The organism is Arthrobacter sp. Y3221087, assembly GCF_059089905.1.
Genome location: NZ_JBNHFE010000008.1, coordinates 1 through 23,227, shown reverse-complemented (window position 1 = coordinate 23,227; position 23,227 = coordinate 1). Strand labels below are relative to the sequence as shown.

Below are 23,227 nucleotides of genomic sequence, written 5' to 3'. Positions count from 1 at the left end.
TGCAACAGCCAACCGTGCGCCACGCCACACTGTTCTACCCAACGTAGAAAGTAGCGCCGGTTCGGGGTAGATTTATAGGTGTAGTTGAAGAAACCGCGTGCAGTCACCGGCGCCAGCAGGGCGCACGGTGCGGGGAAACAAAGGAAGAGTGCGATGGCTAGTCTTGGTGAACTGGAACGGGCAGTAATGGATCTGCTCTGGGCGGGCCAGGAAGCTGCTACGGCGAACACCCTGCGGGACCAGCTGGCCCGCACGTCCGCAGGGCAGGGCGGTTCCGCGCACGAAGGCAAGGAACTTGCCGTCACCACCGTGCTCACGGTGCTGTCCCGGCTGGAAAAGAAGGGGCTGGTGGAGCGTGAACGCGGCACCCGGCCGCACCGCTACCAGGCCGTCTCCAGCCGTGCCGAGCACACCGCGGAGCTCATGCATGAAGTCCTGGGCTCGGCTCCGGACCGCGAAGCCGTGCTGGCACGCTTCATTGGCTCCGTATCCGAAGGTGAAGCCGAAACACTGCGCAAACTGCTTGGCCACCTCTAGCCAACCATGTTCTGGGCCTCGTACCTGCTGGCGGTCCTGGCGGTAATACTGGCCTGGCCGGTACCCATCCTCCTGTCGCGCGCACAGTGGCCCGCGCGCTCCCCGTTCACGGCCATGCTTCTCTGGCAGGCGATCGCCCTCGCCGGCGGGCTCTCCATGATCGGGGCCATGCTGGTTTACGGGCTGGAACCGATCGGCGACAACCTGATCGCCGGGCTCCGGGCGCTGGCCGCGATGGTGTTGTTCAACGCCCCCACCACGGCCTTGGGATTCTGGCACATCTTCGCTTTGTCAGCGGCCGCGCTGCTCACGGCCCACCTGGTCTTCACCCTGCTGCTCACGTACTACAAGATTGAGCGGCAGCGCCGGCGCCACCGGGAACTGCTGGCCCTGCTGGCTTCCCCTTCAGGGCAGGACGCCGCAACGCTGGTCATCAGTCACGACTCCCCTGTGGCCTATTGCCTGCCCGGCGGCGCCCGTTCGGTGACCGTATTGTCGGACGGATTGATGGCCGCCCTGGAGCCGGCCGAGCTGCGGGCCGTCCTGATCCACGAGAACGCCCATCTCAGCCAGCGGCACCACCTGCTCCTGTGGGCCTTTGCGGCCTGGCGGCAGGCCCTGCCCTGGCTCCCCACCACCCGGCTGGCCCAGGAGTCCGTCAACTCCCTGATTGAGATGCTTGCGGACGACGTCGCCCTCAAGAGCGAGAGCAAAGCCACCCTGATCAAGGCCATTGCCATTGTTGCCAGCGGTTCGGCGCAGGGAACCGGGTCCGAGCTCGCTCCGGCTTCCTCCACGGCGGCCCTGGCCGGGCTGGACCCCGGAAATGGCGTCCTGGCGTCGGATTCAGCGCGGACCACCGCTTCGCGGGTCAGCCGGCTGCTGTCGCCGCAGCCCCAGCTGCCGGGCGCCGTGCGCAGCCTGGTGCTGACCGGTTGCGTTCTCCTGCTGGCCCTCCCCACGGCCCTGCTGGTGGTTCCTGGCCTGCTCGGCTGAACATCCCGCCGTCGGACGCTCCCCCGGGGAGCGCCGCGGCAGGCACCGCCGGGTCAGGCGTCGATGCGCTCCCGGTCCAGGCTGGCGGCGCCCGCGATGATGAAGTCCTTGCGCGGGGAGACGTCCGAACCCATCAGCAGGTCGAAAATCTCCTCCGCCTGCTTGGCGTTCTCGATGCCCACCTTGCGCAGGGTCCGGTGCCGCGGGTCCATGGTGGTCTCAGCCAGCTGTTCCGCGTCCATTTCGCCCAGGCCCTTGTACCGCTGGATGGGCTCCTTGTACCGCTTGCCTTCCTTGGCAAGGCGCGCCAGCAGCACATGCAGCTCAGCCTCCGAATAGGTGTAGATCATCTCGTTGGCCTTCTGGCCGGCGTTGATCACCTCCACCCGGTGCAGCGGCGGCACGGCCGCAAACACCCTGCCCTCGTCGATCATGGGGCGCATGTAGCGGAAGAACAGGGTCAGCAGGAGGGTGCGGATGTGCGCGCCGTCCACGTCGGCGTCGGTCATCAGGATGACCTTGCCGTAGCGTGCGGCGCTGATGTCGAAGCTGCGGCCTGAACCGGCGCCAACCACCTGGATCAGCGCGGCGCACTCGGCGTTGGAGAGCATGTCCCCCACGGAGGCTTTCTGGACGTTCAGGATCTTGCCGCGGATGGGCAGCAGGGCCTGGAAATCGGAGGACCGGGCGAGCTTGGCCGTTCCCAGCGCCGAGTCCCCTTCCACGATGAAGAGTTCGGAACGTTCGACGTCGTCCGTCCGGCAGTCGGCAAGCTTGGTGGGCATCGAGGACGTTTCCAGCGCGTTCTTGCGCCGCTGGGTTTCCTTATGCACGCGCGCCGAGATGCGCGACTTCATCTCATTGACGATCTTCTCAAGCAGCAGCGCCGTCTGCGCTTTATCGTTCCGGTTCGAGGAGGTGAGCCTGGCATTGATTTCGCGCTCCACCACCTTGGAAACGATGGCGCGGACCGCGGACGTGCCCAGGATTTCCTTGGTCTGCCCCTCAAACTGCGGTTCCGCCAGCCGGACCGTCAGAACGGCTGTGAGGCCGGCGAAGATGTCATCCTTCTCGATCTTGTCGTTGCCGGCCTTGAGCTTGCGGGCGTTGTTTTCCACTGCCTTCCGGAAGGTCTTCACCAGGGCCTGCTCGAAGCCGGACTGGTGCGTGCCGCCTTTGGGCGTGGAGATGATGTTCACGAAGCTGCGGACGGTGCTGTCATAGCCAATCCCCCAGCGCAGGGCAACGTCCACTTCACAGTCCCGCTCCACCTCGGCCAGCTGGCTGTGCCCGCGCTCGTCCAGGACCGGGACGGTTTCCTTGAACTTGCCCGCACCGTGGAGCCGCCACACGTCGGTGACGGCGGGGTCCGCCGCCAGGAAGTCGACGAACTCGGAGATGCCGCCGTCGTGGTGGAACACTTCCTCGTGCGGTCCGGCCTCCCCCGGGGTTCCGGCGATCCTGCGCTCATCACGGACCGTGAGCTTGAGCCCGGGAACCAGGAAGGACGTTTGCCGGGCGCGGGCCACCAGCTCGTCGTACGAAAACTTTGCGTCCGGGGTGAAGATCTGCCGGTCCGCCCAGTACCGGATCCTGGTGCCGGTGACGCCGCGCTTGGCTTTCCCCACAACGTCAAGGACAGAGTCTTCCACGAACGGAGTGAAGGGCGCGGCCGGGTCAACCCGGGAACCCGTGTCCTGGAACCGGCCAGGCTCGCCGCGGCGGAAGGACATCTTGTAGGTCTTGCCCCCGCGGTCCACCTCCACGTCCAGCCGTGAGGAGAGGGCGTTGACCACCGACGCGCCCACACCGTGCAGGCCGCCCGAGGCCGTGTAGGAGCCGCCGCCGAACTTGCCGCCAGCGTGCAGCTTGGTGAACACCACCTCGACGCCGGTGAGTCCGGTCTTCGGTTCCTTGTCGATGGGGATGCCGCGGCCGTCGTCATGGATTTCCACCGAGTTGTCCGCGTGCAGGATGATCCTGATGTCATGGCCGAAACCTGCCAGCGCTTCATCCACGGAGTTGTCGATGATCTCCCAGAGGCAGTGCATGAGGCCGCGGGAGTCGGTGGAACCGATGTACATGCCGGGGCGCTTGCGGACGGCTTCCAGGCCCTCCAGCACAGACAGGTGCCGGGCAGTGTAGTCAGAACTTGGTGCCACTGGTGTTGAACTCCTTCAGGTAAAGCGGGCGCTGAAAGCGCTCCCTCTAGGGTAGTCGGCCCCGGCCCGGACGGCTGGCTGCCACACTGCGGAGGGGCCTGTGCAGCGCACCACTGGCCCGCCGCTCGGCCTTCCCTGGTGAATCTTGACTGAACCTTGCGGATACGCGCACAGCGAACTTGCCCCATCCTTGCGATGGTTTTGTTACGAATACTGGTTATATAGACGTACTGATCTACTAAGGAGGCCGATATGACAACAGCAGTGGCGGACCGCACGCTCAACGCCCTCGACCGGTGCGATCGTTGCGGAGCCCAGGCATATGTCCGGGTTGTACTCGAGTCCTCCGGCGGTGAGCTGCTGTTCTGCGCCCACCACGCGCGTGCGGTCGAGGCTACCCTGAAGCCGTTGAGCTCCGACTGGCACGATGAGACGGCCAAGCTTCATGAGAAGGCTGCCGTAGAAGTCGACTAGTTGCACCGAGACTTACCAAGGGAATGGGATTCCTCCGGCCGGAGGAATCCCATTCCTCTTTTAACCCGCTTTTAGACCCGCGTCCTCTGTCACCAGCATCTTCTGCGCGCCGCGTCACGGCGCAGCACTGGCAGGTCCTTTAAGCAGCAGCGCGGGCCATTCCGCGCCTGGGAAATTTCCGTTCCCGGGCGGGAATGGCCCGCTTTGCCCTGCTGTGACCTAGTCCAGGTAGTCCCGGAGCACCTGCGACCGGGAGGGGTGGCGGAGCTTGGACATGGTCTTCGATTCGATCTGGCGGATGCGCTCACGCGTGACGCCGTAGACCTTGCCGATTTCGTCTAAAGTCTTCGGCTGCCCGTCGGTGAGGCCGAACCGCATCGCCACGACGCCGGCTTCGCGCTCGGACAGGGTGTCCAGTACGGAGTGCAGCTGCTCCTGCAGGAGCGTGAAGCTCACGGCGTCGGCCGGAACCACGGCTTCCGAGTCCTCGATCAGGTCGCCGAACTCGGAGTCGCCGTCCTCGCCCAGCGGGGTGTGGAGGGAAATGGGCTCGCGGCCGTACTTCTGGACCTCCACTACCTTTTCAGGGGTCATGTCCAGTTCGAGTGCCAGCTCCTCGGGCGTGGGTTCGCGGCCCAGGTCCTGGAGCATCTGGCGCTGGACGCGGGCCAGCTTGTTGATGACTTCAACCATGTGGACCGGGATGCGGATGGTGCGGGCCTGGTCCGCCATGGCGCGGGTGATGGCCTGCCGGATCCACCAGGTGGCGTAGGTGGAAAATTTGAAGCCCTTGGTGTAGTCGAACTTCTCGACTGCACGGATCAGGCCCAGGTTGCCTTCCTGGATGAGGTCCAGGAAGAGCATGCCGCGGCCGGTGTAGCGTTTGGCGAGCGACACCACGAGGCGGAGGTTGGCCTCCAGCAGGTGGTTCTTGGCACGCTTGCCGTCGTGGATGATGAATTCCAGTTCCCGCTTGTACTTCGGGTCCATGGAGCCGTCGTCGGCGGCAATCTTCTCTTCGGCGAACAGTCCGGCCTCGATGCGGAGCGCAAGGTCCACTTCCTGCTCGGCGTTGAGCAGGGCGACCTTTCCGATCTGCTTGAGGTAGTCCTTGACGGGGTCCGCCGTGGCACCCGCGGACATGACCTGCTGCACCGGGGCGTCGTCGTCATCAGCATCCGAGTAGACGAAGCCCTTGCCGCTGCCGGCAACGGCCTTGGCAGGATCGGCCTCAGCATCGGCGTCGGCGTCCTCGACCGCTTCCGGTCCCTCGAGGATGATGTCGTCGAGGTCCTCGACGTCCTCTGCCTCGTCGGGGTCAACGTCACCGGCGGAACCCTTGTTCGCGGCCTCGGCCGCCGCCTTGGCGCCGGGCTTGGGCCCGCGCTTCTTCGGCTCGCGCTTGCCGTCCGCGCCGGCAGATGCCTTGGTGGCTGCCCGCTTGGCGCCGGTCGCAACCTGCTTGTCCTCGGCGGACAAATCGTCCTGGGCGGCGGGGTCCTTCTTCGTGGAAGACGGGGTCACAGAAAACCTTTCTAGCGGTGGTCTGTGGAATCGCCATACGGGCAACACCACTATGACCCTGTCAAGTCCGTGGTGAAAACCAAGCGCCACCACGGCCCGCAGAGTCACTTAAGACAACTGCCGAAGCCGCTGCAATGTTCCCCGGAGGGCACATCCACAGGCACTCGATACACGGACCCAACCGGGTCTCGGCATCCATTGTCTCATGTTTTCCCCGGATCGGGCCTCTCCAATGACCTAATCACCGCCGCGCGCTCCCACCCCGCTGCCCATGCACCGCCAGATGCCGTCCCGTCCGCGTTCACAACCGCTGCTTGCTGCCCGCCTCCAGGCTGCAGTGCCCGTTCAGAATTTTTGCCAGGCCGCTTCTTTCCGTCCGGCCCAGCCGCAGATTGCTCCCCGGCCCACCAGTTCAAGAAGGAGCTCGGCCAGGCGGTACCCCGGCTGGATCTCCAGGGCGGACGCAAAATGCGCGGCGGCGTAAGACCCCCGGCCGCGGCACCAGGAGATCCATCCGCGAAGCGTCAGCGACGCGGCGGCGGCAGGCCCGCCCACCGCCGCGAGGTGTTCGAGGACCACGTCCAGCGCGTTGAGCCCGGCCCAGTCCGGCACATCAGGCCGGATGCCCATCAGTACGTCGGCGTAGCCCGGATTCGGGCCCTTCACCTGAAGTGGCTGGGGCTTCGCAGCGGGACACGGGATTGCCGGAGACACCGGGTGGGAACCGGCGCCGTCCCTGACGATGCCGAAAAGGGCGGCACCCGTTTCGGCTGCATCCTTCCCTGCAGCTGCCATCACCAGGACCGCGTCCCGCCAGCCCGGGGTCAGCAAGGATGCCCGCAGGAACGCGTCGCGTTCCACCTCCGGAAGCCACGGTTCCCCCTTCGGCCTGGCGAGCACGGCCTCCCACAGGTCCAGAACCGCCTGAAGCTGCGCCCTGCTCCCCCGGCGGAGGTCGAGTTCTTCAGCCCACCCTGCCTCGGCTTCAAGGACAGCCTCCCGGTGCAGGCTTGGAACGGTCCGGGCAGTGGCAGATTGTGCCGGTCCGGATTGCGGCCCGGGGGCGGGCCCCACGCTGCTGCCGCGGTACACCATTTCCGCGTTCAGCGGGCTGTCCAGGATCTCCTGGAGGGGCCTGCCGGGCACGGGGCAGCACGTGGCATCGGCGCAGTACGCTTCCCGCCAGTAATCGGTGCCGACATACCAGGCCTCCCGCACAGGCATCCTGCCCTGGAGCATGGAGTCCAGTTCTGCAAGAAAGTGGCCGTAGGTGGCCGCCGCCGAGGCTGCGGCGCCGCCGGTGAAGACGGCCACCAGCGCGCCATCAGCCTCCGTGTCAGCCTCCAGGTAACCGCGGACCATTAGGAGGTATGTGCCGGGAGTGGCCAGGACCGGACCTGCCGGCAGGTCCAGCCGGAGCGTGGCCCCGAGACTCTTGCCGTGCATGGTGATGATCACGAGGCTGGCTTTGGGCCAGTAGCCCAGGGAATGGGGTATGAACCCGAGGACATCCTGGGGTCCGGTGATTCTGAGTTGTTCAGGAGCTGTCATGGCTCCAGCATTCGCCCGGGAGTGCAGGTGCTTTAGCAGGAATTTTCCCTATGTGGGTAGTCCCGCCGGTGGAGGACTAGTCGCCGTTGCCTGGGGGCGACGTCTGCCGGCGCCGGGCTAAGTTCTCGCGCCGCTGCCGGGCCAGGGCCGTGCGCAGCGGTGGAACCACCACGCCCTGGGCTGCCATCTGCCGGCGGACCTTGCGCCGGCACACCAGCGTGGCTGTGGCCCCGAATCCCAGCAGCAGGAACTGGACGCTCAGGGCGATGCGGAACGGGTCCAGCCCGTATAGGACGCCGTTGGAGAAGCCGCTGGCGTACAGGACGTCCAGGACAAGCCCGATCAGGTAGATGGCAACCAGCGCAGCGATGAATCCGCCCACGTTCACGATGCCGGTGGCGGTTCCGATCCGATGGGCCGGGTTGAAGGTGCGGGCGAAGTCGAAGCCGATCATGGAGCCCGGGCCGCCAATGGCCAGCGCGACCACCAGGGCGGCGAGCAACCATAGCGGGGCACGCCCGGGCGTCAGCAGGACCGCAGCCCAGGCGGCGGCGGTGGTGGCTGCGATCAGCAGGACCATCGTGGAGCGGCGGAGGGGATGCCGCGACACGAAGCGGCCGATGAACGGGCCCACGGCCATCCCGGCGGCAACGTAAAGACCCATCAGCCCCGCCACCGTGCCGGCTTCCAGGCCCTGGCCGGAGATGAGGAACGGGTAGCCCCAGGTCATGGCGAACACCGTGCCGCTGAATTGGATGGTGAAGTGGCTCCACATCCCCAGCCTTGTTCCGGGCTGGCGCCATGCCCGGGCCAGGGAAATACCGGTGGCCTTGAGCCCCTGCTGCGCCTGCGGCCGCTCCGTCCCCGGCGGGACGTCCTTCAGGAGCACCACCACCAGGACCACTGCCAGGGCGGACAGCCCCGCCAGCATCAGGAAGGCCGGGGTCCAGCCGGCCGCATGCAGGACGAAAGCGAACGGGATGACGCTCACCAGCTGGCCCAGCTGCCCCGTCATGCCCGTCAGCTGGGTGACCAAAGGAACCCGCGCCGGGGCAAACCACAGCGGGATCAGGCGGATCACCGAGATGAATGTCATGGCGTCGCCGGCACCCACCAGGACCCTGCCCAGGATCCCGCCCGGGATGCTGTCGGCGAAGGCAAGCTGCAGCTGGCCCAGGCCCATGAGGACGGCGCCGCCGGCGATCATTGCCCGCGAGCCGAACCTGTCCACCAGGAGTCCCACGGGAATCTGCAGCGCCGCGTAGACCAGGAGCTGCAGGACGGTAAAGAAGGAGATGGCGGACGCCGTTGCATTGAACCGCTCCGTGGCCTCAAGCCCCACCACGCCGAAGGACGTGCGCTGTGACACGGCCACCAGGTACCCGAAGATTCCAACGGTCCAGATCAGCCATGCTCGGGGTGCAGTCACGTCTTCATTATGCCCGCATGCCCGGCGGCACCCCCGCCGCTGCGTGCCGGTTGCCGCCCCGAAACCTACTGCGCCGGGTTCTCCCGGGCAAGGTAGGCCTCGACGGCGGCGCCCAGCACATCGGCGTCGGGCAGCTCGTCGTTTTCGTCGGCGAGCAGCGAGCGGCGCACGATGCCGTCAGCCTTTTCGTCGTAGCGGGTCTCCAGCCGGGACACCACCTGCTGGACCTCGTCCGACGCGTCGATCTGCTCGGCAATCTGGCGGGTGACTTCCCGGCCCGCCTCGCGCAGCCGGTCCGTGGGCAGCATGAGGGACGTTGCCGCACCGAGGTACTCAAGGCCGGCCACCGCCGCAGCGGGGTACTCCGCTTCAGCGAGGTAGTGCGGGACGTGGATGACGTAGCCGGCGACGTTCCGCCCGGCTTCCACCAGCCGGAGCTCCAGGATGTGCCCCACGGCGGCCGGAACTTCCACGGTGGGCTTCCAGACGGAGATGCCCTCGATCAGCTCGGGCCTGTTGCCGTGCACAGTGACCCCGATGGGCCGCGTGTGCGGGACCGGCATGGGAATGGAGTGGATCCACGTCACCAGGTTGATGTCCAGCTTCTCCACGATCCCGACGACGGCACGGGCAAAACGCTCCCACTGGAGGTCCGGCTCGAAACCGGCCAGGAGCAGGAAGGGTTTGCCCAGGCCGTCAACCAGCCGGTAAAGCGCCAGCCGCGGTTCCTGGTAGTCCTGGAGGTGGTCCTCCACAAAAGTCAGGTGCGGCCTGCGGGACCGGTAGTCGATCAGCTGGTCGGCGTCGAAAACAGCAACGGGCTGGGCATCGAGGGAGTCGAGAAGTTCGGCGTTGATCTGCTTCACCACGTGACCGGCGTCGGCGAATCCCGTAAAGCCCATCACCAGATTCAGCCCGCGGAGCTCCGGGCTGTGGAACAGCTCCATGTTGCTCGCATAGAGCGCGTCAGGGTCCAGCAGGGAGCCGGAGATCCGTTCAAGCACGGCATGTTCCTTTCATGGATACGGGTGGACATCAATTACAACGCGGGCGGGCGGCCGGGCATTCCGGACGGCCCTGTGGCGCACGTCTCAGAAGATTCTTCCGCCGGCGCGTCCAAGGGCTACGATCGGAACTGGCCTGCCAGGCGGTCCTGCACCTCCCCGGAGGGCATCCGGAAGGGCCGTCATCCGGTCTTCCATGGCAGAGCGCCGAACATGCACCCCTGCCCGTACCGATCTTCGAGAATTGAGGACTCATCCCTGTGGTCAAGAATACGGAAATCAACCTTAGTACCGTCTCCCGGGACCTGAAAAAGAGCCCAAGCGACGCAGTAGTCATCGGCGTGGGGCAGGCTGCGGACGGACCGGTCCTCCTGGATAACCCGCTGGCCGCGAAGTCCGCCGAAGCACTCACTGATTCACTCAAGTCACTCGGCGTGACCGGCGCTGCAGACCAGATCGTCCGCCTGCCCGGCCTCCCCGAGACCGGCGCGGGCATCCTCGTCCTCGCCGGCGTCGGCAAGGTCGCGGCCGGCATTGCACCCACGGGCGAAGCCCTCCGCCGCGCCGCCGGTTCCGCTGTCCGCCAGCTGGCCGGGCTGGGCACGGTTGCCCTTGCCTTCCCGACGGCGTCGGTGGCCGATGTCGCGGCCGTCGCCGAAGGCGCAGCGCTGGGCGCCTATTCCTTCACTGAGTTCCGGTCCGCCAAGGACGGCCTGAAGGATCCGGTCTCGAAGGCCATCATCTTCACCGATGTGGCCGACCAGAAGGAACTTGACGCCGCCCTGAAGCGCGCCGCCCTGATCGGCCGGGCGGTCAACGCCACCCGCTCCCTGGTGAACACCCCGCCCAGCCACCTGTACCCGGAAACGTTCGCCGAGGCCGCCAAGGACCTGGCCAAGGGCCTTCCCGTCAAGGTGACGGTCTGGGACGAGAAGCGGCTGGAAAAGGAAGGCTTCGGCGGCATCATGGGCGTCGGCAAGGGTTCCTCCCGCCAGCCCCGCCTGGTCAAGGTGGAGTACTCCCCTGCCCGGGCCACGGCGAAGATCGCCCTGGTGGGCAAGGGCATCACCTTCGACACCGGTGGCATCTCCATCAAGCCTGCCCTCGGCATGGGCGACATGAAGAGTGACATGGCGGGCGCCGCCGTCGTCCTTAATACTGTGCTTGCCCTCGCCGGGCTGGGCCTGCCGGTCAAGGCGACCGCGTGGTTGTGCATTGCGGAGAACATGCCCTCGGGTGCCGCCTCGCGGCCCGCCGACGTGCTGACCATGTTCGGCGGGAAGACTGTGGAGGTCCTGAACACCGACGCCGAAGGCCGTCTGGTGATGGCGGACGGCATCGTGGCGGCAAGCCGCGAATACCCGGACGCCATTATCGACGTCGCCACCCTGACGGGCGCCCAGCTGATCGCCCTGGGAAACCGGACCGCCGGCATCATGGGCTCCGAAGCCGTCACCACGGCCCTCAAGGCCGCGGCCGACCGCGCCGGGGAACTGGTCTGGCCGATGCCGCTGCCGGAGGAACTGCGCCCCAGCCTCGACTCCCAGGTTGCGGACCTGGCCAACATCGGCGAACGCCACGGCGGCATGATGACCGCAGCCGTCTTCCTGCAGGAATTCGTGGGCAAGGACAAGGACGGCGCACAGATCCCCTGGGCCCACATCGATATCGCCGGCCCGTCCTTTAACAACGGCAGCCCGTACGGCTACACGCACAAGCAGGGCACGGGCTGCACGGTCCGCACCCTGGTGGCCTACGTTGAGGACATCCTGGCGGCCGCCTGACGCATCCGGCTTGTGCCGCGCGGCGTTGTGGCACGGGGTGATCCCTCCGCCACAATGCCGCGTGACACTCGACACAAAGCGCTCCCCAAACACTGTGCCAAGGTGGAGCATGGATAAGTGGTTCGCTAAGGTGAACCACGGTAGTCACAAATGCAAGAGAGTTGCCCTGCTGACATAATCACGGCAGTGCAAGTTCCAAGACCAGATGATGCGCGCAGAAACGCGTCATCGTTCACGCGAGGGAGCGTTTAAGTGGCCGATCAGGCAACTGCGCAAGAATTCGACATCCTGGTACTCGGTGGCGGCAGCGGCGGATACGCTGCGGCGCTGCGGGCAGTACAGCTTGGCCTCACCGTCGGCCTCGTGGAAAAGGCAAAGCTGGGCGGTACCTGCCTCCACAACGGCTGCATCCCCACCAAGGCCCTCCTGCACTCCGCAGAGCTGGCCGACCACGCCCGTGACTCCGCCAAGTACGGCGTGAACGTCACCTTGGACAGCATCGACATCAACGCCGTCAACGCGTACAAGGACGGCATTATCGCCGGCAAGTACAAGGGCCTCCAGGGCCTCATCAAGTCCAAGGGCATCACCGTCATCGAAGGTGAAGGCAAGCTCCAGGGCACCGACACCGTCGTAGTAAACGGCACCGCCTACAAGGGCAAGAACATCATCCTGGCTACGGGTTCCTACTCCCGCACGCTGCCCGGACTTGAAATCGGCGGCAAGGTCATCACCTCCGACCAGGCCCTCACCATGGACTCCATCCCGAAGAGCGCCATCATCCTGGGCGGCGGCGTCATCGGCGTCGAATTCGCCTCGGTTTGGAAGTCGTTCGGCGTGGACGTCACCATCGTCGAAGGCCTGCCCTCGCTGGTCCCCAACGAGGACGCCACCATCATCAAGAACTTCGAGCGTGCGTTCAAGAAGCGCGGCATCAAGTTCTCCACCGGCGTGTTCTTCCAGGGCGTCGAGCAGAACGAAAACGGTGTCAAGGTCACCCTGGTGGACGGCAAGACGTTCGAGGCAGACCTCCTCCTGGTTGCCGTGGGCCGCGGCCCCGTCACCGCCAACCTCGGATACGAGGAAGCCGGCATCACCATCGACCGCGGCTTCGTCATCACCAACGAGCGCCTGCATACCGGCGTGGGCAACATCTACGCAGTGGGCGACATCGTTCCCGGCGTCCAGCTTGCGCACCGCGGCTACCAGCAAGGCATCTTCGTCGCCGAGGAGATCGCCGGCCTGAAGCCCGTGATCGTCGAGGACATCAACATCCCCAAGGTCACCTACTCCGAGCCTGAAATCGCCACCGTGGGCTACACCGAAAAGGCCGCCAAGGAGAAGTTCGGCGAGGACCAGGTACAGACCCAGGAATACAACCTCGCCGGCAACGGCAAGAGCTCCATCCTGGGCACGTCCGGCCTGGTCAAGCTTGTCCGGCAGAAGGACGGCCCCGTTGTGGGCGTCCACATGATCGGCGCCCGCATGGGCGAACAGGTGGGCGAGGCCCAGCTGATCGTGAACTGGGAAGCCTACCCGGAGGATGTGGCCCAACTGGTGCACGCACACCCCACCCAGAACGAGTCCCTGGGCGAAGCCCACCTGGCACTCGCGGGCAAGCCGCTCCACGGCTGATTTTCCGCAGCACCATGGAGCCTGGTGCACCCGGCATGGAAACCCCGGGGCACCAGGCTCAAAATCAGGCAGCATTCAATCGCACTAAAGATCAATAAGGAGAACGGGGACGACATGTCTGAATCCGTTAACTTGCCCGCCCTCGGTGAGAGCGTCACCGAAGGAACCGTCACCCGCTGGCTCAAGCAGGTAGGTGACCGGGTAGAGGTGGACGAGCCGCTGCTCGAGGTTTCCACCGACAAAGTAGACACTGAAATCCCCTCTCCTGTAGCTGGCGTGATTGAGGAAATCCTGGTGGCCGAAGACGAGACCGCCGAGGTAGGCGCACCCCTGGTGCGCATCGGCGACGGCTCCGACGGCGGTTCGGCTGCCCCGGCCGAAGAAGCTCCGGCCGCTGCCCCGGCCAAAGAGGCACCGGCACAGGAGGCCCCTGCCCAGGAAGCTGCGGCACCGGAAGCTTCCGCTGCCGCACCGGCAGCGGAAGCACCCGCCGGCGGCGGCGAAGGCCACGAAGTCACCCTCCCCGCCCTGGGCGAGAGCGTCACCGAAGGCACCGTCACCCGCTGGCTCAAGGCCGTGGGCGACAACGTCGAGGTTGACGAGCCCCTGCTGGAGGTCTCCACCGACAAGGTGGACACCGAAATCCCGTCCCCCGTGGCCGGTACCCTCCAGGAAATCCGCGTCAACGAGGATGAGACCGCTGAGGTTGGTTCCGTCCTGGCCGTCATCGGCTCCGGCGCCGCTGCTGCTCCCGCGGAGGCTCCGCAGGCTGCTCCGGCCGCCCCCGCCAAGGAGGCTCCCGCCCAGGAAGCCCCGAAGGAAGAGGCCCCCAAGCCAGCACCTGCACCCGAGGCTCCGAAGGAAGAGGCTCCGCAGCAGGCAGCACCCGCCCCCGCGGCCGCACCCGCCCCGGCAGCAGCCGAAGCCCCATCCGCAGGAGGCGAGTCCGGCTACGTCACTCCCCTGGTCCGCAAGCTTGCCAACCAGCACGGCGTGGACATCGCCTCGCTCTCCGGCACCGGCGTCGGCGGCCGCATCCGCAAGCAGGACGTCATCGCCGCTGCCGAGGCCAAGGCAGCTCCGGCCGCAGCACCTGCAGCAGCCGCCCCGGCGGCTTCTTCCGCCCCTGTCTCCTCCCTGCGCGGCACCACGCAGAAGGCTCCGCGCATCCGCCAGGTCATCGCCCGCCGCATGCGCGAATCCCTGGAAATCTCCACCCAGCTGACGCAGGTCCACGAAGTGGACATGACCAGGATCGCCAAGCTGCGGACCCGGGCCAAGAACTCGTTCCAGGCCCAGAACGGCACTAAGCTGACCTTCCTGCCCTTCATCGCCAAGGCTGTTGCCGAGGCCCTCAAGCAGCACCCCAAGCTCAATGCTGCCTACGATGAGGACAAGCAGGAGATCACGTACCACAACGCCGAGCACCTGGCGATCGCCGTCGACACCGACAAGGGCCTGCTGGTGCCGGTCATCTCCGACGCCGGCAACCTGAACCTCGCCGGCCTGGCCGGCAAGATCGCCGACGTCGCAGCCCGTACCCGCGACGGCAAGATCGGCCCGGACGAGCTGTCCGGCGGCACGTTCAGCATCACCAACATCGGCTCGGTGGGTGCCCTGTTCGACACCCCGATCATCAACCAGCCGCAGGTGGGTATCCTCGGCACCGGCGCGATCGTCAAGCGCGCTGTGGTGGTTGCCGACGAAAACGGTGACGACTCGATCGCCATCCGCTCCATGATGTACCTGTCGCTGACGTACGACCACCGCCTGGTGGACGGCGCAGACGCCGGCCGTTTCCTCCAGACCCTGAAGGCCCGCCTTGAAGAAGGCGCTTTCGAAGCGGACCTGGGGCTGTAGCAGCCAGCCACGGACGACGGCGGTGCAGGCCGGCGGTGGGACAACCCCCCGCGGCCCGCGCCGCCGTCGTTCTTTAATGCCCTTCAGGCAGTCCGCCGCACGTCAGCGCGTCTACTACCGGACGTAGAACAACTGGCTACACTGGTCCCATGAACATCCTCTACAACATTGTGGTTTTCCTGCATATCGTCGGCGCGGCCATGATCGTGGGCATCTGGATCGGGCAAATGAAGAAGCCCACCGTCCACCCCCGCCAGTTCGACGGCGCCATGCTGCAGCTCCTCACCGGCGTGGCCCTGATGGGCCTCATCCCGGCCCTCGACATGGATGCCAATTACGCGAAACTGGGCATCAAGCTCGTCATCGCCCTGGTTGTCGGCGTCCTGGCCTTCATCGGCCGCCGGAAGTACAAGGCCGGCCAGGACGTCAGCCCCGGCCTGGCCCATGCCGTGGGCGGCCTGGCGCTGCTGAACATCGCCATCGCCACCATCTGGAACTGACCCTGGCCTGTTTCCTATCCCGCCGGAGTCACAATCCACCGGCAGCGGACACGGATGCACCCGCCGGGTGAAGTCCCTAGGATGGGAAACGGCGGGGTCCAGGCAGCGGCCTGCCCCGGTACACATCGACTTGAGGAGTGAATATGGCAGCAACACGTTCAGCAAATGCAGTATGGAACGGCAACCTGACGGAAGGCGCCGGAACCACCAGCCTGGCCACCTCAGGCCTGGGCACGTTCGATGTCACCTGGAAAGCCCGCACCGAAGCGGCCAACGGCAAGACCAGCCCTGAGGAACTCATTGCCGCAGCCCACGCAGCATGCTTCTCGATGGCCTTCAGCAATGAACTGGCGAAGGCCGGACACACTCCCGAAGAAGTCCGCGCCAAGGCTGACGTGACGTTCGTTCCGGGCACCGGCATCACCGGCAGCCACCTGACGGTCGAGGCCAGGGTCCCGGGAATCTCTGAGGACGAGTTCCAGAAGATTGCCGGCGAAGCCAAGGTGGGTTGCCCGGTTTCAGGCGCCCTGGCAAGCATCGACATCACGATGGACGCCACGCTGGTGTCCTGATCCGCCAGTAAGCGGCAAAGGCCCTGCACGCCCGGGAGAATTCCGGGGGTGCAGGGCCTTTCCTTGTTCCTGGGTTACTTGCCCTGGCTGCGCGCAGGCAAGGGAGCCGGGCGGAGCCGGCGGTACCCCTCGCGGGCCGGCGGGCGGTCGGTGGGAAGTTCCTGGATCATTTCCTTCAGGGCACCGATGCCGTACTCCAGCTGCGGGTCCCGGCCTGCGGCGTAGGCGTGCGGCGGGTAGGCCACCTCAATGTCCGGATCGACGCCATAGTTTTCGACGCTCCACCCCACGCCCCCGCTGAACCAGTTGGCGTAGCGCGGCTGGGTGACGCCCGTGCCGTCCGCCAGGGCGAACCTGTTGTCGATGCCGACCACTCCGCCCCAGGTACGGGTCCCGATCACGGGGCCGATCCCCCGCAGCTTGGACACCTGGGTGATGATGTCCCCGTCCGAACCGGCGAACTCGTCCGCCAGCACGATGACGGGCCCTCGCGGTGCGTGGTGCGGATAGGTCCGCGGCTTCTCCCCGCGCGGCATGCTCCAGCCCGTGACTTTCCGGCCGATCAGTTCCGCCACCAGCTGCGACGTGTGGCCGCCACGGTTCCGCCTGACATCCACGATGAGCCCGTCCAGCGCGGTTTCGGTGTCCAGGTCGCGGTGGAGCTGTGCCCAGCCGTTGGCCATCATGTCAGGGATATGCAGGTAGCCGAAGGTTCCGGCGGATGCTTCCCGGACGGTGCGGCGGTTGCCGGCTACCCACTCCTGGTACCGCAGGCGTTCCTCGTCCATGACCGGCACGACGGCGACCCGCCGCTGGGTGCCAGCCGCACCTGTATGGGCGGGGCCGTTAAGGAGGGTCAGCTCCACCGCCCGTCCGGCCGCACCCACCAGCTGCATGGCCGGGGTGACGGATGCCGAGAGCGGGACGCCGTCGATGGCCAGCAGGATGTCTCCGGCCTTGGCGTCCACGCCCGGCCGCGTCAGGGGCGATGTGGCCAACGGGTCCGAGGATTCGCCGGCCAGGATCCGGGTGATTTCCCAGCCCGCCGGAGTGTGGGCGATATCGGCCCCGAGCCGGCCCTGCCCATGGCTGCCGTTTTCGGTGACCGGCGCCGGCCGGACATAGGCATGGGAGGTGCCCAGTTCGCCGTGCATCTCCCACAGGAGGTCCACGAGGTCATCGTGCGATCCCAGGCGCTCAACCAGGGGGCGGTAGCGCTTGTGAATGGATTCCCAGTCCTGGCCCGCCATGTCCTCAGCCCAGAAGAAGTCCCGCTGCAGCCGCCAGGCCTCGTCGAAGGCCTGGCCCCAGACGCTGAGCGGATCCATCACTACGCGGATCCGGCCCAGGTCCACCTTGACCAGCTTCCCGGATTCCTCGTCCGCTTTCGCATCCCCCGGAACCGCTGTGACCTGCTTGTCCGAGATCAGCACCACGGTGCTCCGGTTCCCGGAGAGCCGGTAGCTGTCCAGCGACTCCACGAGCGTGGACTTCTTCCGCCGGGCTATGTCGAACCTGACAAGGCTGGGGCGGGCATCCTTGTCGTCCTGGCTCGCTTTTCCGTCGCCGGTGACGCCTGCCAGTGCCCAGTCAAGCCACAGAAGCGCGCCGTCCGTGGTTTCCAGGGAGGTGTAGTTGCCCTGCGGCACGGGGACGGTGATGACGCGGTGTGCAAGGCCCTCGGGGTCAACCGCAACTTCCGGAGTTTCGCCGGGTTCCTGCCCGCCGGGGGTGTCCGTAACGGAGCCTTCGCCGCCGTCGGGTGCCACCGCCGGACCGAAGGGCGACGGCGTCCCGGCGGCGAGTGCCACCAGGTACGGCTTAATGGGGCTGGGGAAGGAGAGATCGAAGGAGTGGCCGTCGTACACCGGGTCGAAGCTGCGGTTGGACAGGAACGCCAGGTATTTGCCGTCCGTGGTGAAGGCCGGCGACTTGTCGCCGAAGCGGCCGTCCGTCACGTCAACGGGGGCCGTTCCGGGGTTGTCCATGTCCGCCAGCCGGAGCCGGCTGCGCGAGCCGAAGGACGTGACCGGCTCGGACCAGACCAGCCACCGGGAGTCGGGCGACCACGCCAGTTCCGAGATGGTGCCTTCCCCGATGCTGGCCACCAGGACAAAGTCGCCCGTGCGGGTGTCCGCCGCATACACCTCACCGAAAGAGGTGCCAACGGCTACCCGGCGCCCGTCGGGGCTGGCCTCCAGGGCGCTGGCCCGGGACGGCATGGGAATGTTGATCCCCGGGGCGTCCGCCCCGGACTGGGCGTCTGCTGCGGATACGGTGTCCTCCGGGGCGACGTCGGCCTGCTGCGGGTCCGCCTGCTGGTCGTCCGCGGGGACAAAGGTGCCGGCCGCGGCCAGCACCGCGGCGCCGGCCGCCGGGACGGGCTGCGGGAGCACCGGCGCATCGCCGGCACCGTCGGCAGGAGTGGGCGCCTCCCCCGGCTTGGTGCCCGCCGGTCCGTCGTCCTGGACGGCGGGAGTGGCGTTGTGCTCAACCGTTGCCACAATGTCCCTGATGTGCAGGGCCTCCACGCCGCCATGGTCGGCGACATAGGCAATCCGGCCGTCGCCGAGTGGCCGTGGCAGGCGCCCGCGCACACCCGGTGTCGCCTCGACGATCCGGGACGGCCCGTCCTTGTGGCGGAGCCAGTGGATGGTGCCGTGCGCTTCCACGGCGCTGGCTGTCCCAGCGGTGTCAGGCACCACCGCGCCCAGGTGCTTTGAAGTCTTCAGCAATGCCGGTCGCCGGGACTGGGAGGCGGAGCCCAGTGCGATGTCCAGCCGCACGGCGTCGGAGTCCAGGCTGTGCAGGATCCACAGTTCGCCGGCCGATTCGAAGATGACACGCTTTCCGTCGCTGGCGGCATGCCGGACGTAGAAGTCCTCGTGGTCCGTGTGGCGGCGCAGGTCGCTCCCCCCGGGAAGGACCGAATAGAGGTTGCCGTAGCCCTCATGGTCGGACAGGAAGGCGATACGGCCGTCCACCCACATAGGGTCCGCGAGGTTGCCGTTAAGGTCCGGCAGCAGTCGCTCGAACTCCCCGTTGCCGTCTGCGTCGATCCACAGCTTCCCTGCGGTGCCGCCGCGATAGCGCTTCCACCAGGCCGGTTCGCGGGACAGCACACTGCCCACCACCACGGGCCGCTCATCCCCCACCTCGGGCCCGAACGCCACCGACTCCACCGGGCCGAAGGGCAGCTCTTCGGCCCAGCCGCCCTCCACCGGGACACTGTAGGCGTAGGTATGCCGGCTTTCGGCCTGGCGGAAGGCGCTGGTCACCAGCACGGACCCGTTGGCCGTGAAACCCTTGACCCGGGTGGTGCTGTGGCCGAAGTAGGTCAGCTGCCGGTAGTTACCGCCGTCGACGTCCGCGGCCACAACTTCCGGCGCCGTCCCCTGGACCACTGTCCACACCAGGCGCTTCCCGTCGGGCGTGAAACGGGGGTTGCGCGCGGGCAGCTGCAGGGAGGAGACCCGCCAGGCCCGGCCGCCCTCCAGCGGGGCGATCCACACGTCGTCCTCGGCCACGAAAGTGACCAGGTCACCATGCACATGCGGGTAACGGAAGTAGCTCGAAGAAGTCATCGTTTGATCATAGTCAACCCTCCCGCGGCCCTGCCGGAAGTGCGGCCGCCCGCGCCCGTGATGTGATGGAGCATGCGCATCGTTATGGCAGGAGCCTCCGGGCTGCTCGGGACCCACATGTCCGAAACTTTCCGCGGCGCCGGCCACCAGGTGACCGCCCTCGTCAGGCGCGAACCTTCCTCGAGCGGGGAAATCCGCTGGGATCCGGCCAACGGCCTGCTCGACCCCTCCGCACTGGCGGGGGCAGACGCCGTCGTGAATCTGTCAGGTGCCGGCATCGGCGACAGGCCATGGACGCGGAAGCGGGTTGATGAACTGTTCAGCTCGCGCCTTCAGCCGACCCGCACACTCACGCAGGCAATGCGGCAACTGGACACGCCGCCGGCGGTATTCATCAGCCAGTCCGGCTCGGGGTACTACGGCGACGCCGGCAATACTGTCCTGCGGGAGGACGCTCCGCCGGGGTCGGGCATCCTGTCCCGGATCTGCGTGGAGTGGGAGGCCGCCGCGGCCACTGCGCCGTCCGGAGTCCGGGTTGTCGTGCCACGCACCGGTGTGGTTTTCAGCCGCTCCGGCGGGGCCCTCGGCAGGCTGTTGCCGCTGCTGCGGCTCGGCGTTGGCGGGCCCTTCGGCGATGGCAGGCAGTTCTGGCCCTGGGTCACCCTCCCGGACGTATCGGCCGCCTTCCTCTTCCTCCTGGAGTCTTCGGTCAGCGGCCCTGTCAACCTGTGCGCCCCCGAGGAGGCCGATGTCAACACCATCGTTGAAGCACTCGCCCGTGCCCTGCACCGTCCCGCCTCCTTCCGGGTTCCGGCGCCGGTGCTCCGGCTCGTGATGCGGAACCTGGCCGAAGAACTGCTGCTGTCCAGCCAGCGGATGGAACCCGCTGCCCTCTCGGGCGCGGGGTTCCGGTGGCAGCATCCGGCGCTGGGGCAGGCGGCCCAATGGGTGGCCGGAACCGAGGGCGCCGAGGCTTTGGACTAGCCCGGCCAGTCCCGGCCGGGGTTCAGGACCCGGGCAGTATCTCACTGATCCGCCACCCGCCGTCCACGGACGCCAGGACCAGGCGCAGGCGCTGGCCGCCGCTTGCCGCACCTGATGCAACCACCGTTCCTGCACGGTCCGTCTCCTCGTACGCAGAGGTGGCCGAGGTGGCGCTGACCACGGCACGTCCACCCGGGGCCACGTCTTCGGCCGCTACGTCGGACAGGAGGCTGGTGAACCCTGCCAGCACATGGCCTGAGCCGCGGAGCCTCTCCGCGGTCCCGCTGTCTGCGGCAGCCGCCGGTGAACCTGCCGCATTCACTTCATCCAGCAGTTCCAGCCTGCCGCTGGCGAACGCGTGGTCGCGGAGGGCCGCAAGTCCTGCCACAGCCACGGCAGGGTCCGGCGCCGCGGCTTGCTGCCTTGCCTCCCTGACCCTGTCCGGCCCTGCACCCGCCTGGCCGGGAACAGCCGCAGTGCCGGCGGCCGCTCCGGCTGCGCTGCCGGGTTCAGCTGGCAGCAGGCCCACCGGGGCCGCCGCCGCCATCCACCAAGCCACGGCCAGGGCCACGGCAGCGGCGGCAGGCATGACGAACGGCTTCCAGCGGGGCCTGCCCGGCAAGGCCCGGACCGCGGCACCGGCGTGTTTTCCGCGGGCAGCGGGCGCCGCGGCTGTGGACGGGAACGGCAGCCGCGGACCGGGGGTCCGTCCCTTGGCCCAGCGTGCCGCCAGCATTCTGCGATGCCAGCCATCCAGCTTTTCCTTGAGCCTGGCGGGCCGGATGATCCTGTTCCGACCGGACGACGGCGCGGCATGCCTGCGCGTCACCAGTTCCGGAAGGACGGTGGGATGGACAGAGGCCGCCAGGTCGACAGGGCTGGTCGGAGCGCTCCGATAGACGGCAGCCGCCAGGGCCGCAGCCGTTGGCCGCAGCCGCCTGTCCTCGTTGAGCCCGGATTCCAGGGCAGCGGCAAGTTCCTTCGGCACGTCCGGAACGAGCAGGGACAGCGGTGGGCGCTCGGCCGTCACGGGCGGCGCGGCGCCGGTCAGGCAGTACCAGCCGACGGCCGCCAGCGAGTAGACATCCCGTTCCGGCTGGAGACCGGCACGCACCGAATCCACCGGCGCAGGATCCAGGAAACCGGGTGTACCGAAGTCTCCCCCGCGGTCGGGATCGCCCAGTATCCGTGCGATGCCGACGTCGGACAGCAACGGCTTGCCCTGGCCGGTGAACAGCACGTTTCCGGGCGCAACGTCCGAATGCGTGAACCCCTTGCCGTGCAGGTACGCCAGCGCCTGGCCAATCGGCGTCAACACCGTGACTGTCTCCCCGATGCCCAGCCGGCCCCGGGCCGCAACGAGATGGGCAAGAGAACCACCCGGGGCGTAGTCCAGGACAAGCGCTGTGCCGCCCCCGGAGCCGGAATCGAAGCGGACGGCGTGGTGCGCGGTGGTGAGGTGCTGGTGGTCCAGCACGGAGAGGATGCGGATCTCCCGCTGTACAGCGTCTTCTTGTACGGCGTCTTCTTGTACGGCGTCTTCTTGTACGGCGTCATCAGACAGGCCGCTGCTCCCGTCCCGGTTTTCACCGGTGGGGTGGAAGCACTTCAGTGCGAATTCCCGGCCTGTCTGGTGTTCCTTACCCAACCAGACCGTGGCGCTTCCGCCGTGGCCTAGGAGCCGCCCCGTGGTGTAGCCGGGAACCTGCGGAACCGTTGTCTCGTCCATCCCTCATGTCTAGTGGAATCCGCTGGAGCCTGCAGAAGTTATCCACAGGCAGCGCTCTTCCACCAGTGGGTGCGGGCAGAGGTGGTGAGGTTGGCCACTAAACCGGGTACGCGGCGCTGCGGGGTCTAAGCTGGATGCCATGACTCTTGAGTTTTCACAGCTGGGTCTGGCCCCCGACTTCGTGGATTACCAGCAGGCGTGGGACATCCAGCGCGAACTCCATGACAATGTAGTCGCAGGCCAGGCACCAAGCACTGTGCTCTTGCTGGAACATGCTGCCGTCTACACCGCTGGAAAGCTCACGGAAGACCACGAGCGGCCCTTCGACGGCACTCCCGTTGTGGCTGTGGACCGCGGCGGAAAGCTCACCTGGCACGGGCCCGGCCAGCTCATTGCCTACCCCATCCTCAAACTGAAGAACCGCACGGGAATCCGGGACTACGTTGAGCGGCTGGAAGCGATAATGATCGCCGTCATGTCCGACTACGGCATTCAGGCCGAACGCATCAAAGGCCGGGCCGGCGTCTGGATCAGGGCTGACGAAAAGGGTCCGGACCGAAAAATAGCCGCCGTTGGCATCAGGGTACTTAACGGTGTCACCATGCACGGCATCGCCATTAACTGCAGCAATGACCTGGCACCTTACGGGCAGATCATCGCCTGCGGCATCACGGATGCGGGAGTGACCACAATGTCCCTGGAGACGGGGCAGGACATCCGCCCGGCCCACATTGTTGAACGCATTGTGGAAGAATTCCGCAAGCACGAAGAAGCACTCGTATCAAGCCCTGAAGGAGCTCTACTGTGACACTGGCACCCGAAGGCCGGAAGATGCTGCGGATCGAGCAGCGCAACGCGGCCGTCCCGGTGGAGCGCAAGCCGGACTGGATCAAGGCCAAGGT

At 66.9% G+C, this 23,227-nt stretch carries 17 protein-coding genes; 10 read left to right on the top strand and 7 right to left on the bottom strand.

Annotated elements, in window-relative coordinates; translation table 11 throughout:
• Positions 1-153 precede the first annotated feature (153 nt).
• Positions 154-537, top strand: coding sequence for a BlaI/MecI/CopY family transcriptional regulator (locus tag AC5RUO_RS17650; protein WP_494011012.1), 384 nt, complete (start codon positions 154-156; stop codon positions 535-537).
• Between the two features lie 6 nt (positions 538-543).
• The gene (locus AC5RUO_RS17645; protein WP_494011011.1) at positions 544-1,533 is read left to right on the top strand and encodes a M56 family metallopeptidase; all 990 of its coding nucleotides are present in this window, start codon (positions 544-546) and stop codon (positions 1,531-1,533) included.
• Between the two features lie 53 nt (positions 1,534-1,586).
• Here AC5RUO_RS17645 and AC5RUO_RS17640 read toward each other — a convergent pair whose 3' ends face one another.
• Entirely contained in the window at positions 1,587-3,695 is a 2,109-nt protein-coding gene (locus AC5RUO_RS17640; protein ID WP_494011010.1) for a DNA gyrase/topoisomerase IV subunit B, read from the bottom strand.
• 252 nt (positions 3,696-3,947) lie between these two features.
• On the opposite strand from AC5RUO_RS17640, the gene AC5RUO_RS17635 reads away from it, so the two are divergent.
• Positions 3,948-4,169, top strand: a complete 222-nt coding sequence (locus AC5RUO_RS17635; RefSeq protein ID WP_009358954.1) for a DUF7455 domain-containing protein — start codon at positions 3,948-3,950, stop codon at positions 4,167-4,169.
• Positions 4,170-4,388: 219 nt separating this feature from the next.
• On the opposite strand, the gene AC5RUO_RS17630 is transcribed toward AC5RUO_RS17635, so the two are convergent.
• From AC5RUO_RS17630 to AC5RUO_RS17615, 4 genes are all read right to left on the bottom strand, one after another.
• The gene (locus AC5RUO_RS17630; RefSeq protein ID WP_494104186.1) at positions 4,389-5,693 is read right to left on the bottom strand and encodes an RNA polymerase sigma factor; all 1,305 of its coding nucleotides are present in this window, start codon (positions 5,691-5,693) and stop codon (positions 4,389-4,391) included.
• A gap of 345 nt (positions 5,694-6,038) precedes the next feature.
• Positions 6,039-7,244 (bottom strand): DUF4192 family protein, encoded by a 1,206-nt coding sequence (locus tag AC5RUO_RS17625; RefSeq protein ID WP_494011008.1) that lies wholly within the window; start codon positions 7,242-7,244, stop codon positions 6,039-6,041.
• Positions 7,245-7,320: 76 nt separating this feature from the next.
• Positions 7,321-8,673 carry an MFS transporter gene (locus tag AC5RUO_RS17620; RefSeq protein ID WP_494053630.1) on the bottom strand — a complete coding sequence of 451 codons (1,353 nt, stop codon included), beginning with the start codon at positions 8,671-8,673 and terminating at the stop codon, positions 7,321-7,323.
• A 65-nt stretch (positions 8,674-8,738) separates the two neighbouring features.
• Positions 8,739-9,677, bottom strand: coding sequence for a proteasome assembly chaperone family protein (locus tag AC5RUO_RS17615; RefSeq protein ID WP_494104185.1), 939 nt, complete (start codon positions 9,675-9,677; stop codon positions 8,739-8,741).
• A 260-nt stretch (positions 9,678-9,937) separates the two neighbouring features.
• Here AC5RUO_RS17615 and AC5RUO_RS17610 point away from each other — a divergent pair, with 260 nt between their 5' ends.
• The 5 genes from AC5RUO_RS17610 to AC5RUO_RS17590 all read left to right on the top strand — a co-directional run bounded on the left by AC5RUO_RS17610 (position 9,938) and on the right by AC5RUO_RS17590 (position 16,028).
• Positions 9,938-11,461: a leucyl aminopeptidase gene (locus tag AC5RUO_RS17610; protein ID WP_494104184.1), complete on the top strand. Its 1,524-nt coding sequence runs from the start codon at positions 9,938-9,940 to the stop codon at positions 11,459-11,461.
• Positions 11,462-11,713: 252 nt separating this feature from the next.
• Positions 11,714-13,096 (top strand): dihydrolipoyl dehydrogenase, encoded by a 1,383-nt coding sequence (gene lpdA, locus AC5RUO_RS17605; RefSeq protein WP_494011004.1) that lies wholly within the window; start codon positions 11,714-11,716, stop codon positions 13,094-13,096.
• 114 nt (positions 13,097-13,210) lie between these two features.
• On the top strand, positions 13,211-14,956 hold the full coding sequence (gene sucB / locus AC5RUO_RS17600; protein ID WP_494011003.1) for a 2-oxoglutarate dehydrogenase, E2 component, dihydrolipoamide succinyltransferase: 1,746 nt from the start codon (positions 13,211-13,213) through the stop codon (positions 14,954-14,956).
• Between the two features lie 149 nt (positions 14,957-15,105).
• Entirely contained in the window at positions 15,106-15,456 is a 351-nt protein-coding gene (locus tag AC5RUO_RS17595) for a hypothetical protein (protein WP_494011002.1), read from the top strand.
• A 143-nt stretch (positions 15,457-15,599) separates the two neighbouring features.
• Positions 15,600-16,028 (top strand): OsmC family protein, encoded by a 429-nt coding sequence (locus AC5RUO_RS17590; RefSeq protein WP_494104183.1) that lies wholly within the window; start codon positions 15,600-15,602, stop codon positions 16,026-16,028.
• Positions 16,029-16,102: 74 nt separating this feature from the next.
• Here AC5RUO_RS17590 and AC5RUO_RS17585 read toward each other — a convergent pair whose 3' ends face one another.
• Positions 16,103-19,612: a S41 family peptidase gene (locus AC5RUO_RS17585; protein WP_494104182.1), complete on the bottom strand. Its 3,510-nt coding sequence runs from the start codon at positions 19,610-19,612 to the stop codon at positions 16,103-16,105.
• Between the two features lie 72 nt (positions 19,613-19,684).
• Here AC5RUO_RS17585 and AC5RUO_RS17580 point away from each other — a divergent pair, with 72 nt between their 5' ends.
• Positions 19,685-20,596: a TIGR01777 family oxidoreductase gene (locus tag AC5RUO_RS17580; RefSeq protein WP_494104181.1), complete on the top strand. Its 912-nt coding sequence runs from the start codon at positions 19,685-19,687 to the stop codon at positions 20,594-20,596.
• A gap of 22 nt (positions 20,597-20,618) precedes the next feature.
• Here the strand turns inward: AC5RUO_RS17580 and AC5RUO_RS17575 are convergent, their stop codons facing one another.
• A complete protein-coding gene (locus AC5RUO_RS17575) occupies positions 20,619-22,325 on the bottom strand; it encodes a serine/threonine-protein kinase (RefSeq protein WP_494104180.1) in 1,707 nt (568 codons plus the stop codon).
• Between the two features lie 139 nt (positions 22,326-22,464).
• Here AC5RUO_RS17575 and lipB point away from each other — a divergent pair, with 139 nt between their 5' ends.
• Positions 22,465-23,133, top strand: coding sequence for a lipoyl(octanoyl) transferase LipB (gene lipB / locus AC5RUO_RS17570; protein ID WP_494104179.1), 669 nt, complete (start codon positions 22,465-22,467; stop codon positions 23,131-23,133).
• The last annotated feature ends 94 nt before the right edge of the window (positions 23,134-23,227 follow it).